The organism is Streptomyces sp. LZ34 (assembly GCF_053890475.1).
In genome coordinates this window covers 9040874-9053947 of record NZ_CM132680.1, presented here as the reverse complement: position 1 = coordinate 9053947, position 13074 = coordinate 9040874, and the positions used below count along the sequence as shown (strand labels likewise).

The 13074-nt window shown below is 71.6% G+C and carries 11 protein-coding genes; 4 read left to right on the top strand and 7 right to left on the bottom strand.

Annotated features, from left to right (window positions below):
• The first annotated feature begins 178 nt into the window (after window positions 1–178).
• The 3 genes from panB to ACWY4P_RS38485 all read left to right on the top strand — a co-directional run bounded on the left by panB (window position 179) and on the right by ACWY4P_RS38485 (window position 3075).
• Window positions 179–1069, top strand: coding sequence for a 3-methyl-2-oxobutanoate hydroxymethyltransferase (gene panB, locus ACWY4P_RS38495; RefSeq protein ID WP_456205199.1), 891 nt, complete (start codon window positions 179–181; stop codon window positions 1067–1069).
• A gap of 168 nt (window positions 1070–1237) precedes the next feature.
• Complete coding sequence (locus tag ACWY4P_RS38490) at window positions 1238–2251, top strand: ATP-binding cassette domain-containing protein (RefSeq protein WP_456205198.1); 1014 nt, start codon at window positions 1238–1240, stop codon at window positions 2249–2251.
• Window positions 2248–3075 (top strand): ABC transporter permease, encoded by an 828-nt coding sequence (locus ACWY4P_RS38485; protein WP_456205197.1) that lies wholly within the window; start codon window positions 2248–2250, stop codon window positions 3073–3075. Before ACWY4P_RS38490 ends, ACWY4P_RS38485 begins: the two co-directional genes overlap by 4 nt.
• A gap of 38 nt (window positions 3076–3113) precedes the next feature.
• Here ACWY4P_RS38485 and ACWY4P_RS38480 read toward each other — a convergent pair whose 3' ends face one another.
• Window positions 3114–6620, bottom strand: a complete 3507-nt coding sequence (locus ACWY4P_RS38480; RefSeq protein WP_456205195.1) for an AfsR/SARP family transcriptional regulator — start codon at window positions 6618–6620, stop codon at window positions 3114–3116.
• A 146-nt stretch (window positions 6621–6766) separates the two neighbouring features.
• Here ACWY4P_RS38480 and ACWY4P_RS38475 point away from each other — a divergent pair, with 146 nt between their 5' ends.
• A complete protein-coding gene (locus ACWY4P_RS38475) occupies window positions 6767–7552 on the top strand; it encodes a site-2 protease family protein (RefSeq protein ID WP_456205194.1) in 786 nt (261 codons plus the stop codon).
• A 16-nt stretch (window positions 7553–7568) separates the two neighbouring features.
• Here the strand turns inward: ACWY4P_RS38475 and ACWY4P_RS38470 are convergent, their stop codons facing one another.
• The 6 genes from ACWY4P_RS38470 to ACWY4P_RS38445 form a co-directional block, all read right to left on the bottom strand.
• Window positions 7569–7781 carry a hypothetical protein gene (locus ACWY4P_RS38470; protein WP_456205193.1) on the bottom strand — a complete coding sequence of 71 codons (213 nt, stop codon included), beginning with the start codon at window positions 7779–7781 and terminating at the stop codon, window positions 7569–7571.
• 129 nt (window positions 7782–7910) lie between these two features.
• Window positions 7911–8633 carry an NADPH-dependent F420 reductase gene (gene npdG / locus ACWY4P_RS38465; protein ID WP_456205191.1) on the bottom strand — a complete coding sequence of 241 codons (723 nt, stop codon included), beginning with the start codon at window positions 8631–8633 and terminating at the stop codon, window positions 7911–7913.
• Window positions 8634–8679: 46 nt separating this feature from the next.
• Entirely contained in the window at window positions 8680–9621 is a 942-nt protein-coding gene (locus ACWY4P_RS38460) for a carbohydrate ABC transporter permease (RefSeq protein ID WP_456205189.1), read from the bottom strand.
• The gene (locus ACWY4P_RS38455) at window positions 9618–10547 is read right to left on the bottom strand and encodes a carbohydrate ABC transporter permease (RefSeq protein WP_456205188.1); all 930 of its coding nucleotides are present in this window, start codon (window positions 10545–10547) and stop codon (window positions 9618–9620) included. Before ACWY4P_RS38455 ends, ACWY4P_RS38460 begins: the two co-directional genes overlap by 4 nt.
• Entirely contained in the window at window positions 10544–11899 is a 1356-nt protein-coding gene (locus ACWY4P_RS38450; protein ID WP_456205187.1) for an ABC transporter substrate-binding protein, read from the bottom strand. Before ACWY4P_RS38450 ends, ACWY4P_RS38455 begins: the two co-directional genes overlap by 4 nt.
• Window positions 11896–13023, bottom strand: coding sequence for a sialidase family protein (locus tag ACWY4P_RS38445; protein WP_456205186.1), 1128 nt, complete (start codon window positions 13021–13023; stop codon window positions 11896–11898). The genes ACWY4P_RS38450 and ACWY4P_RS38445 overlap by 4 nt, the downstream gene beginning before the upstream one ends.
• Window positions 13024–13074: the final 51 nt, after the last annotated feature.

The following is a 13074-nucleotide window of genomic DNA, read 5'->3' as shown; positions in this document are numbered from 1 at the left end:
GATACGGAACCGTCTCGTATTGGAAAATCTTTGCGAGCCTTTACCCGCCTTTACGGTCCCGCGCACGCCGAGCGGGGCCGTACGGGGCCCACTTTCGCCCGGCGGCACCGCGTGCCAGCATGGGGGTGGTCCGGGGACGCCGTGAGGGCGCCTCGAGATGACGAACAGGAGCGTTGCGATGACGCACGTCAGCCCTGCCGGGAAACAGCCCGACAGCAGCGGGACCGGCCCGTCCGCGGCCGGAAAGGCGCTGTACGGAGGGAAGGGGTCCCGGCGCATCACCGTCCGTGACATCGCCGCCGCCAAGGAGCGCGGCGAGAAGTGGCCCATGCTCACCGCCTACGACGCGATGACCGCCTCCGTCTTCGACGAGGCCGGCATCCCGGTCATGCTGGTCGGCGACTCGATGGGCAACTGCCACCTCGGCTACGAGTCCACCGTGCCGGTCACCATGGACGAGATCACCATCCTGTCCGCCGCCGTCGTACGGGGCACCAAGCGCGCCCTGATCGTCGGCGACCTGCCCTTCGGCTCGTACCAGGAAGGCCCCGTGCAGGCGCTGCGCAGCGCCACCCGCCTGGTCAAGGAGGCCGGGGTGGGCGCGGTGAAGCTGGAGGGCGGCGAGCGCTCCGCCCACCAGATCGAGCTGCTGGTCCAGTCCGGCATCCCGGTCATGGCCCACGTCGGCCTCACCCCGCAGTCCGTCAACGCCTACGGCGGATACCCGGTGCAGGGGCGCGGCGAGGAGGCCGCGCAGCAGCTGCTGCGGGACGCCAAGGCGGTCCAGGACGCGGGCGCCTTCGCGGTCGTGCTGGAGACCGTCCCGGCCGAGGTGGCCGCCGAGGTCACCCGCTCCCTGCACATCCCGACCGTGGGCATCGGCGCCGGGCCGGACTGCGACGCGCAGGTCCTGGTGTGGACCGACATGGCGGGTCTGACCGCCGGCCGCGTGCCGCGCTTCGTCAAGCAGTACGCGCAGCTGCGCCAGACCCTCGGGGACGCGGCACGCGCCTTCGCGGAGGACGTCGTCGGCGGCGCCTACCCGGCCGCGGAGCACTCGTTCCACTGAGCAGCCGCTGAGAAGCCACTGAGCAGCCGCTGAGCCACGGCACCACGAGCCATCGCGGTACACCGACAGCCCGCCGATCTTCCCCCGTCGGCGGGCTGTCTGCCGCTTGTCTGCCGCTTGTCTGCTGCTTGTCGGTGGTCTGTCGGTGGCTGCTGTCATCGTGGTCATATGACGCGATACGAACACACGACCAGCGGCGGCAACGCCGTCGAAGTACGGGGGCTGGTCAAACACTTCGGCGACACCAAAGCCGTCGACGGGGTGGACCTGACGGTGCCGGAAGGCACCGTCCTCGGCGTGCTCGGCCCGAACGGCGCGGGCAAGACCACCCTCGTCCGCTGCCTCTCCACGCTGCTGGTGCCGGACGCCGGCACCGCGGTGGTGGCCGGGTACGACGTGGTGCGCCAGCCTCGGCAGCTGCGCCGCAGGATCGGGCTGACCGGGCAGTACGCCTCGGTCGACGAGAAGCTCTCCGGCTGGGAGAACCTCTACATGATCGGGCGGCTGCTCGACCTGTCCCGCAAGGACGCCCGCGCGCGGGCGGACGCCATGCTGGAGCGGTTCTCCCTGACCGACGCGGCCAAGCGGGCCGCGCGCACCTACTCCGGCGGTATGCGCCGCCGGCTGGACCTGGCCGCGTCCATGATCGGCCAACCCTCCGTGCTCTATCTGGACGAGCCGACCACCGGTCTTGACCCGCGCACCCGCAACGAGGTGTGGGACGAGGTCAAGCGGATGGTCTCCGAGGGCTCCACGGTCCTGCTGACCACGCAGTACATGGAGGAGGCCGAGCAGCTCGCGGACGACCTGACGGTCATCGACCAAGGCAAGGTCATCGCCGAGGGCCGGGTCAACGAGCTCAAGGCCAAGGTCGGCGGCCGCACCCTGCAGATCCGCCCGTCCGACCCCGGCGAGCTGCACCGCATGGTCGGCGCGATCGCCCAGGCGGGGCTCGACGGCGTCGGCGGCGCGACCGCGGATGTGGAAGAGGGCCTGGTCAATGTGCCGATCATCAGCGACGAGCAGCTGACCGCCGTGATCGGCCTGCTCGGCGACCGCGGCTTCGCGATCTCCGGGATCGACACCCATCTGCCCAGCCTGGACGAGGTGTTCCTGGCCATCACCGGCCAGAAGACCTCCATATCTGAGACGCACGACGCACTCGAGGAGGTCGCCGCGTGAGCGCCGCGACGGTGAGTTCCGCGCCCGTGAAGGCACTGCCCGGCGAGGGCCGGATCGGGCTGCGCGCCAATCTGCGCCACACCGGCGCGCTGGTGCGGCGCAACGCCCTGCAGATCAAGCAGGACCCGGAGTCGATGTTCGACGCCCTGCTGATGCCGATCATCTTCTCGCTGCTGTTCGTGTACGTCTTCGGCGGCGCGGTGGCGCAGGGCGACCGGAACGCCTACGTGAACTACTTCATCCCCGGGATGATGGCGATGGGCGGTCTGAACATCGCGATGTCGGTCGGCACCGGCGTCAACGACGACTTCAACAAGGGCGTCATGGACCGCTTCCGGACGATGCCCATCGCCCGCTCCTCGGTGCTGATCGCCAAGCTGATCGTGGAGACCGGCCGGATGCTGGTGTCCACTGTGGTCCTGCTGGTCATGGGCTTCATCATGGGGTTCGACCTCAAGACCGGCCCGGTCGAGCTGCTCGCCGCGGTCGCCCTGGCCCTGTTCTTCGGCTCCTCGCTGACCTGGATATTCATGCTGCTCGGCCTGTCGCTGAAGACCCCTCAGGCCGTACAGGGACTGGGGTTCCTCGTGATCATGCCGCTGCAGTTCGGCTCGTCCATCTTCGCCCCGACCTCGACCATGCCGGGGTGGCTGCAGTCCTTCACCGACTACAACCCGCTGTCCCAGCTGGCGGACGGGGCCCGGGCGCTGACCAGCGGTCATGGCGCGGTCGCCCATCCGGTGACCATCGTCCTGATCTGGGCGCTGGCCATCACGGTGGTCACCGCGCCGCTGGCGGTGGCGAAGTTCCGCAACAAGACCTGAACCGCGCACGAACCGCCGCACCCGCCGCACCCGCCGCGTCATACGAGGGCGGTGGCCTCCTCCAGGGACAGGCCGCCGCCCTCGGCGTACGCCCGCTCGTACGCCGCGTCGCCCAGCAGGTCCCGCACCGCGGCCTCCGCCTCCTCGCGGTTCGTGATCTCCATGGTCGGGACGTGGTAGCCGGTCGGCCGCAGCGCGTCGTACGCGCCGAGCAGCCGCGCCGCGGTCTCGGCTCGCGCCGCGCCGCCCAGCACGGCCAGTGCCCGGGCACCGGTCAGGACATGGATGACCCGCATCTGCGGCGCGATCATCTGGGCCAGCGGGTCGTCGCCCTTGGTCAGGGCTCCCCGCAGCCTCAGCAGGGCGTCCTCGGGCCGTCCGTCGAGCAGATCCAGCCAGCCGAGCAGCCCCTCCACCAGACTCTGGAAGAGGTCCAGCGCGCGCTGGTCGAACTCCGCCAGCAACTGCTCCAGCTGGACCCGCGCCTCCTGGGTGGCTCCGACGTTGCCGCACCGCATGGCGAGGTGCAGCCGGGCGTAGGCCAGCGCCTCGGAGTCCACGTGCTGCCCCTGCTCCACCACCTCGCGCAGCATCCGCTCGCCCTCGGCGACCTCGGCCGCCACCTCGCTCTCGACCATCACCCCGGCCAGCCGGGCCCGCAGCAGCGTCACCTGCGTCAGCGCGCCGAGCTGCTCGGCACAGCCGATCGCCGCGCGGTAGTCGGCGGCGGCCGCCTCGCCCTCTCCGCGCTGCTCCAGCAGCTCACCCCGGCCGGACAGGGCCTCGGCCACGCCCCACGCGTCCCCGAGCCGGGTGAAGATCTCCAGGCTCTCGTCGGCGTCCCGCCGCGCCTCGTCGGTCTCCTCGACCCGGTCGCTCAGGATCTTGGCGCGCAGTTGCAGGATCATGGCAGTCTCCCACTCGTAGCCGAGCTCCCGGCAGGTGCGCACCCCCTCTTCGACGATCTCCCGCAGCAGCGCGAAGTCGCCCGTGAGCAGCACGGCGTAGAACCACATGAAGCCCGGTACGCGGCAGTTCTGCGGCAGCCCCGGGTGGTAGGCGGAGACGATCCCCCGCAGCTCGCGCCGCGCCTCCTCGCTCCCCAGCTCCCGCATGTCGCCCTCGATGTTGGCCAGCCCGATCAGCCGCACCCCACGCCGCGCCTCGTCGAGCAGGTCGGGCGGCATGGGCGGCGGCCGGTCCGTGGCGGACGCGAACAGCGGGGGCACCGGGGACACGGGCGGTGCGAAGGGGTTGGGGCCGAGCGCCGCCGCGGCCGCCGACCACTGGCGCGCATCGCCGCGGTGGCCGCGCAGCTGCCAGAACCAACCGAGCGACAGCACCAGGCACAGCGCCTCGTGCTCGTCACGCACGGCGACGGCGCGGCGCAGAGCGGCCCGCAGATTGTCGTGCTCCGTCTCCAGCCGGCCGAGCCACACACGCTGTTCCCGGCCGCGCAGCAGGGGGTCGGCGATGCGGGCCAGCTCCCGGTAGGCGACCAGGTGCCGCCGCTCGACCACCGGGCGCTCCCCCGCCTGATCGAGCCGCTGGGCGGCGTACTCGGCGACGGTCTCCAGCAGCCGGTAGCGCATCCCGCCCGCCGCGTCGGGGGCGGCGACGACCAGGGACTTGTCGACGAGCGAGCCGAGCAGGGCGGTGACATCGAGGGGGTCGACCGCGCCGGCCCGCCCGGCCGCGTCAGCCCCGCCGGCCCCGTCGCCCCCGTCAGCCTCTCCGCCCCCACCGGCCCCGTCGCCCGGGTCCCCGCATACGGCCTCGGCGGCGGCCAGGTCGCAGCCGCCCGCGAAGACCGACAGCCGGCGCAGCACGGTGCGCTCCCGCTCGTCGAGCAGTTCCCAGGACCAGTCGACGACCGCGCGCAGCGTCTGCTGGCGGGGCAACACGGTCCGGCTGCCGCTGGTCAGCAGGCGGAAGCGGTCGTCGAGCCGGTCGGCGAGCTGACGCGGGGTGAGCGACCGCAGCCGCGCCGCGGCCAGCTCGATGGCCAGCGGCAGGCCGTCGAGCCTGCGGCAGATCTCGGCGCAGGCGGCCGGGTCATCGTCCACCCGGAAGCCGGGCCGGGCCGCCGCGCCCCGGTCCTGGAGCAGCCGCAGCGCGACGGGGTCCGGCAGCGGATCCACCGGGCGCACCAACTCGCCCGGGACGGCGAGCGGTTCCCGGCTGGTGGCCAGGACGGTGACGCCGGGACAGCGGGTGAGCAGGGTCTCGGCGAGCCGGGCCGCGGCGTCGACGAGGTGCTCGCAGTTGTCGAGCACGATCAGCATGCGGCGCGGCGCGCAGTGCTCCACGAGCCGCGCGAGCGGGTCGAACGTGGTCGGGTCGGTCGCGGCCCGCAGCCCTTCCGCGGCGGTGCCGCGGATGACGGTCTGGCGCGCCCCGAGCGCGGTGAGCACGGTCTCCGGCACGGTCCCCGGGTCGTCCACGGGCGCCAGCTCGGCCAGCCAGACGCCGTCCGGCCAGACGTCCGCCGCCGACTCGGCGGCCTCCTGCGACAGCCGCGTCTTCCCGGCCCCGCCGGGCCCGAGGAGGGTGATGAGCCGGTGCTGCCCGGCCAGGTCCGCCCGCAGCATCCCGAGGTCCGCCTCGCGGCCGACGAAGCTGGTGAGCCGGGCCCGCAGATTGCCGCCCCGCGCCCCGGGCCGCGCACCCGGCCCCCGGGGCGGTACGCCGTCGGAGGCCGGGGCCGGCGCGCCCCCCGGCGCCGCGGATACGGCAGATACAGCAGGTGTCACAGATGTCACAGATGTCACAGATGTCACAAATGGCGCAGATACAGCAGATGCGGCAGGCATTACGGGGACGGCGGGCGGGTCCAGCAGCTCGGCGTGGAGCGCGCGCAGGGCGGGCCCGGGGTCCGCGCCGAGCCGGTCGGCGATCTCGACGCGGATCGCCTCGTACGCGGTCAGCGCCTCCGCCGGGCGGCCCGCGTCGCGCAGCGCGCGGATCCGCAGGGCGTGCAGGGGCTCGTCGAGCGGATGGGCGGCGCAGTCCCCGGCGAGCTGGGGCAGGGCCTGCTCGGCCCGGCCGAGGGCGAGGTCGGCCGCGATGCGGCAGCGCCGGGCGTCCAGGCGGCGGGCCTCGGCCCGGGCCGCCGTCGAGCCGCCGCCGGGGAGGTCGGCGAGGGCCGGGCCGCGCCACAGGGCGAGGGCGTCGTCGAGGACGGCGGCGGCCTTGGCCGGGTCGCCGTCGTCCAGGGCCCTGGCCCCCTCGTCCACGAGGCGTTCGAAGCGGTGCAGATCGATGTCGTCGCGGTCGGCGCAGAGCCGATAGCCGCCGGGGACCGAGCGCACGGCGTCCTTGCCGAGGGCCCTGCGGAGGCGGCCGACGAGGGCCTGTAGCGCACCGTTCCCGTCGGCGGGCGGGTCGGCGTCCCACACCTCTTCGATCAGCGCGCCGGTGGTGTGCACCCGTCCGGGGTGGAGCGCCAGCACGGTCAGCAGTACGCGCAGACGGGTGCCGCCGAGCGTGACGGGGGTACCGTCGTCGCGTTGGGCCTGGGTGGTGCCGAGTATGGCGTAGCGCACCGCCCTATTGTCATGCACGGCGGCGGCTGGTCCGCTCAGCTGTTCGCCCATAGCATCTGCCCCCGGAACTCCCCGCACCCCGCTCGACGTTTCCCGGTCACCGCACCCTGCCCCGACCGCACAGCCCCCACGGAGAGACATCACGCATGGCCACCGCAGTCACCCGCCGCGACCGGCGGATCAGCCCCGTGTTCCTCGCCCTGGTCGCGATCATGGGCGTGTCCGGATGGGCGGTGTGGACGGACTTCTCCGCGAGCCCCGGCTTCGCCGTGTTCCTCTTCGTGGTCTCGGGCTGGATCGTGTCGCTGTGTCTCCATGAGTACGCCCATGCGCGCACCGCGCTGCACGGCGGCGACATATCGATCGGCGCCAAGGGCTACCTGACCTTGAACCCGCTGAAGTACACCCATGTGGCGCTCAGCATCGTGCTGCCCGTCATCTTCGTGATCATGGGCGGGATCGGGCTCCCCGGCGGGGCGGTGTTCATCGAGCGGCACCGCATCCGCGGCCGCTGGAAGCACAGCCTGATCTCGGCGGCCGGGCCGCTGACGAATGTCGCGTTCGCCGTCGCGCTGACCGCGCCGTTCTGGCTCGGCGCCCTGGACGGCGTGCCGGCCGTGTTCCGCTACGCGCTCGCGTTCCTGGCGATGCTCCAGGTCACCGCGGCCATCCTGAACTCCCTCCCGGTCCCGGGGCTGGACGGCTACGGCGTGATCGAGCCGTGGCTGTCGTACCGGGTGCGGCGGCAGGTCGAGCCGTACGCGCCGTTCGGGCTGCTCGCGGTGTTCGGTGTGCTGTGGATTCCGGAGGTCAACCACGTCTTCTTCGACGCCATCGACGCGGTGATGCGGGCGCTGGGCGTGTCGGAGTGGGAGACGTTCTGGGGCCGTGAGTTCTTCAGCTTCTGGAAGGGCGAGCCCCAGCTGTCCTAGCTCGACCCGTCGTGGCTCAACCCGTCGTGACCTGGGCCTCCCGGGCACCCTCCTGGGCGGCGGCCCGGTCGATCTTGGCCTTGCGCAGGTAGTACCAGGTCATGTTGGAGGAGATGCCCGCGAGCAGGATCCACACGACGCCGAGCCAGCTGCCCCGCGCGAAGGACACGACCGCCGCGGCGGTGGCGAGGAGGCAGACGGCCAGGGTGTAGAGGGCCAGTCGGGGCATGAGGTCGACTCCTGTCCGGGGATGTACCAGTCCCGGACATTGTCCCCCATGCCCCGTCCCACGCCCCGTCCGGCAGTCCGACAGTCCGGAATCCCGGCAGTCCGGCAGTCCGGCAGTCCGGCAGTCCGGTCAGACGTCCGTGATCCGCAGGCCCGCGTGCGCCTTGTAGCGGCGGTTCGTCGAGATCAGGTTGGCGACCAGCGACTCGACCTGGTGGGCGTTGCGCAGCCGCCCCGCGAACACGCCCCGCATCCCGGGGATCCGGCCCGCCAGCGCCTGCACCAGGTCCGTGTCGGCGCGGCTCTCGCCCAGCACCATCACATCCGTGTCGATCCGCTCGACCTCCGGGTCCTGGAGCAGCACCGCCGACAGATGGTGGAAGGCGGCGGTCACCCGTGAGTCGGGCAGCAGGGCCGCGGCCTGCTCGGCGGCGCTGCCCTCCTCGGGCTTGAGCGCGTAGGCGCCCTTCTTGTCGAAGCCGAGCGGGTTCACACAGTCGACGACGAGCTTGCCGCTCAGCTCCTCGCGCAGCGCCTCCAGGAGCTTGGCGTGGCCCTCCCACGGCACCGCGACGATCACGACATCGCTGCGCCGCGCGCACTCGACGTTCTCCGCGCCCTCGATGCCGGACTGCTCGCCGCCCAGCTCCTCGGCCGCGGTGCGCGCCCGCTCCGCGGCCCGGGAGCCGATGATCACCTTCTGGCCCACCCGGGCCAGCCGGTACGCCAGGCCGCGCCCCTGGTCGCCGGTGCCCCCGAGCACTCCGACGACCAGGTCGGACACGTCGGGCAGGTCCCAGGGGTCCTTGGCGGGGGCCTTCTTCGCAGGGGTCGGGTCATCAGCAGTAGTCATGACAGCGATATTGACACGCCCGGCGACACGGACACGCCCGCCCCGGTCACGCCTTGACGCTGCCCTCCGTGAGCCCGGTGCGCCAGTACCGCTGGAGGACCCCCATCAGGACCATCAGCGGCAGTACGGACAGGAAGGCGCCGCCGACCGTGTACTGGTAGAGCTCGGGCTGCCGGTCCGCGTACCCCTGCCAGGAGGTGAGGCCCAGCTGGATCGGATACAGATCGGAGTCCGAGAGCATCACCAGCGGCAGGAAGAAGTTGTTCCAGATATGCACGAACTGGAACAGGAAGACGGTCACCAGCGCCGGGGTCATCAGCCGCAGCCCGAGCGTGGAGAAGATCCGCGCCTCGCCCGCGCCGTCGATCCGCGCCGCCTCCAGCAGCGAGTCGGGCACGGCGGCGGCCGCGTAGATCCGGCACAGGTAGACCCCGAAGGGGCTGACCACGCTGGGCAGCAGCACCGCCGCGTAGGTGTTGGCGAGCCCCATCTCGCTGAAGAGGAGATACAGCGGGAGGGCGAGCGCGGTGCCCGGGATGAGCACCCCGGCGAGGATGACGTTGAAGACGCCCTCCCGCCCGGGGAAGGGGAACTTGGCCAGGGCGTAGCCGGCGGCGGCCGACAGCAGGGTCGCGGCCAGCGCCCCGACGCCCGCGTACATCAGGCTGTTGGCGAACCAGCGGACGTAGATGCCGTCGTCGTAGGTCAGCACCCGGCGCAGATAGTCGATGGGGTGCGGGTCGTGGAACCAGAAGCCGAACGTGCCGAAGAGGTCGCTGCTTGACTTGGTCGACGACACCACCAGCCAGTAGACCGGGACCAGGAAGTAGACGGCCGCGACGGCGAGCAGCGAGACGGTGATGATGCGGTAGCGCAGCGGCGGCTGCCGGCCGTCCCGGCGGCGGCCGGGGCGGCGCGGCTCGCTGGCCCCGGTGTCCGGCGCCGGGGTGCCGTCCGCCGGGATCTGCTGGGTGACCTGGGTGCTCACCTGCTCATCCCGCCCTTCCTCTTGGGCTCTCGCTGTCCCACGAGCCTGAGGAAGCCGAAGGACAGCACGCAGGCGACGAGCGCGAGCAGCACCGCCTCGGCCGCAGCGATGTGCTGGTTGTTACTGGTGAACGCCTCGTTGTAGGCGGCCAGGTTGGGTGTGTAGCCGGAGTCGATGGAGTTGCTGAGCGGTTTGAGCACCTTGGGTTCGGCGAACAGCTGGAGGGTGCCGATGATGCTGAAGACGGTGGTCAGCACGAGCGCGGGCCGGATCAGCGGCAGCTTGATGTGCCAGGCGATCTGCCAGGCCCTGGCCCCGTCGATGCGCGCCGCCTCGTACAGCTCGCCGGGCACGGCCTTCAGCTGAGCGATCAGCACCAGCATGTTGTAGCCGGTGAACTGCCAGGTGACGATGTTGGCGATGGACCACAGCACGGTGGAGCGGCCCAGGAAGTCCACGTCCCATCCGGCGGAGTGCGCCATCTCCACCAGGGGGCTGATGCCCGGTACGTACAGAAAGCCCCACAGGATCGACGCGATGACGCCGGGCACCCCGTACGGCAGGAAGAAGGCCGTCCGGAAGAAGCCGACCCAGCGGGCGGACGCCGCCTCCAGCAGCAGCGCGAGTCCGGTGGCCAGCACGATCATCACCGGGATCTGCACGGCGCCGAACAGCAGCACCCGCCCGAACCCGGCGGTGAAGCGGTCGTCCTGGAGCGCGGTGGTGTAGTTGGCCAGGCCCGCCCACACCTCGTTGGTCTCGCCGCCGAGGCCGAGCGCGCCGGTGCGCTCGACCTTCAGCAGGCTCTGATACAGGGCGTATCCGATGGGCGCGATGAAGCACAGGAGGAAAAGCGCGAGGAAGGGCAGCAGAAATCCGGCCGCCGCCCGTGCGCTGCGGGCCTCGGTGCGGGTGGGGCGTCTCACCCGGCCTTCACCTGCAGTCCCTTTTGCTTGAGATCACTGATCGTCTCGCCCTGCACCTTCTTCAGTACGGACCGGAAGGAGCCGCCGTCACCGAAGGCCGCGGTGAAGGCGTCGCCGAGCCGCTGGTAGAGGGTGTCGGTGGCCGGGCCCCACCGCCAGCTGGTGTCCACGCCCTTGCTCGCGGCGTCGAACACCTTGCTGTACTCCTGGCCGCCGAAGAAGTCCTTGTGCACATCCAGCTGGGAGGTGGCGTAGCCCTGCTTGGCGGCGGGAGTGCCATAGCCGTTGTCGATAAGAAGCTTGATCGACTCGGGATCGGTGTTGAGCCAGATCGCGAAGTCCAGGGCGTCCTGGGGGTACTTGCTCTTGGCGAAGACCGCGGTGGTGGAGCCGCCCCAGTTGGCGAAGGCGCCGTCGCCCTTCTTCCATTGCGGCATGGGCACGACCCGCCACTTTCCGCTGGTCTTGGGGGCGTTGCCGACCAGCAGCGCATCGCCCCAGCTGGCGCCGAGCCAGGAGGCCATCGCACCGGTCTGGACGTCCTTGTACCAGGCGTTCTGCCGGTCCGGGATGGTCTTGATCAGCTTCTGCTTGACCAGCGCCTCCCAGTAGTCGGCGACCTTGCGGGTCGGCTCGTCGTCGATGGACACCGTCCAGGTGTCGCCCTCGGTGCCGAACCAGCGCGCCCCGGCCTGCCAGGCCAGGCCCGCGAAGCGGTTGCCGTTGGTCGCCGAGAAGGTCTCGATCCAGGCGCCCTTCTTACGGATCGCCTTGGCCGCCGCCTCGTACTCGTCCCAGGTGGTGGGCGGTTCGATGTCCCACTTGTCGAACAGGTCCTGACGGATGAACAGGCCCATGGGACCGGACGCCTGCGGCACGGCGTAGACGGCCTTGCCGAACACCGACTGCTGCCACTGCCAGCCGACGAACTTGTCCTTGTACTTGTCGATCCCGTACTTGGTGAGGTCCAGCAGGCCGTTGTCGATGAGGAAGCTGGGCACGACCGGGTACTCGATCTGACCGAGGTCCGGCGGGTTGCCCGACTTGATCGCGGCGTGCATCTTCGCGTACTGGGCGCCGTCCACGGCCGAGACCTTCTCGACCTTGACCTGCACCTCGGGGTTCTTGCTGTTCCACAGATCGACGGGCTTGTCGATGCCCGGCACCCAGGACCAGAAGGTCAGCGTGACCTTCTCGCCCTTCTTGCGGCCCTTGGGCTCGTCGTCCCCGTCGTCCGAGCCACAGCCCGCCAGGGCGAAGCCGGCCGCCACGGCGGCCGCGCCGCCCAGGACGGCGCGCCGCCCGGGGGCCTGGAGGTGCCCGTGAGAACTGTGGTGGTGCATCTCGCTCATACCAGCTCCTTCACCGGAATGCGCCGGAAGGTGATCGTCGAGTAGGCGCTGAAGTCGCCGGTCTCGTACAGCAGTCCGACGGTCGCGTCATCGATCCTGACCAGGTCGGAGTAGGCGGCCGGCAGCCCGTCGACGGTGTGCGCGGGCCGCCAGGTGACCCCGCCGTCGCGGCTGACCCGCACCGTCATCAGGGCCCGGTAGCCGGGGTCCGCGGGCCCGGAGAACAGCAGCACGCCTGCCTCTGCTCCCCCGGGTTCGCTCAGGTGCAGCACGCTGCCCTCGACGACCGGCGCGACCAGCCCGGCCTGCGGCCTGAAGGGCTTGTCGAGAGTCGCGCCGCCGTCGGACGAGTGGGCGTCGGCGCGGTTGCCGGGCGCGTTCGCGTCACTGCGGGTGTTGAAGTAGACCCGGCCGTCGGGGAGTTCGGCCGCGGTGGTCTCGTTGGCGTTGACGTATCCGTCGGGGTTGTCCTCGACGTACCCGATCCGCCAGGTGACGCCGTCGTCGTCGCTGAGCAGATCGTGTCCGCCGTCGTACTTCCCCTCGGCCCCGGTGTCGCCGGCGACGGTCGGCGGCGTCGAGTGATTGCCCGGGACGACGATCCGGCCCGCCCAGGAGCCGTGCCGGAGCCGCAGGGCGTGGCCGGGCGTGGTGGCGTACCAGCGCCACTCCGGCCGCTTCGCCTCGCCGGTGATCTCCCGGGCCGCGCTCCAGCTCGCCCCGTCGTCGTCGCTGTGCGTCACCCACACCCGGCGCCCGTCGGCGGCGGACACCTCGCCGCGCCGGATCAGGGCCTCGGTGGCGGTGGCGGCGCTGGTCACATGGACGAGGACGACGCGGCCGCCGGCGGTGACCACGGGCGCCGGATTCCCGGCCGTGCCGCTGCCGTTCTCCGCGACGACCTGTAAAGGCCCCCAGGTCCGCCCGCCGTCGGCCGACCGCTTGAGGACGAGGTCGATGTTCCCGTGGTCGGCGGAGGACCCCACCCGCCCCTCGGCGAAGGCCAGCAGCGTCCCGGCGGCCGTCGCCACCACCGCCGGAATGCGATAGCTCGCGTACCCCTCGGCCCCCGCCCGGAACGGCACGGAGACCTCGTACACGCGCGCTGCCACACCGCTTGCCATCCGACCCTCCGATGCCCCGTTGCAATCGAGTGCCGCCGCCATAAATGACCG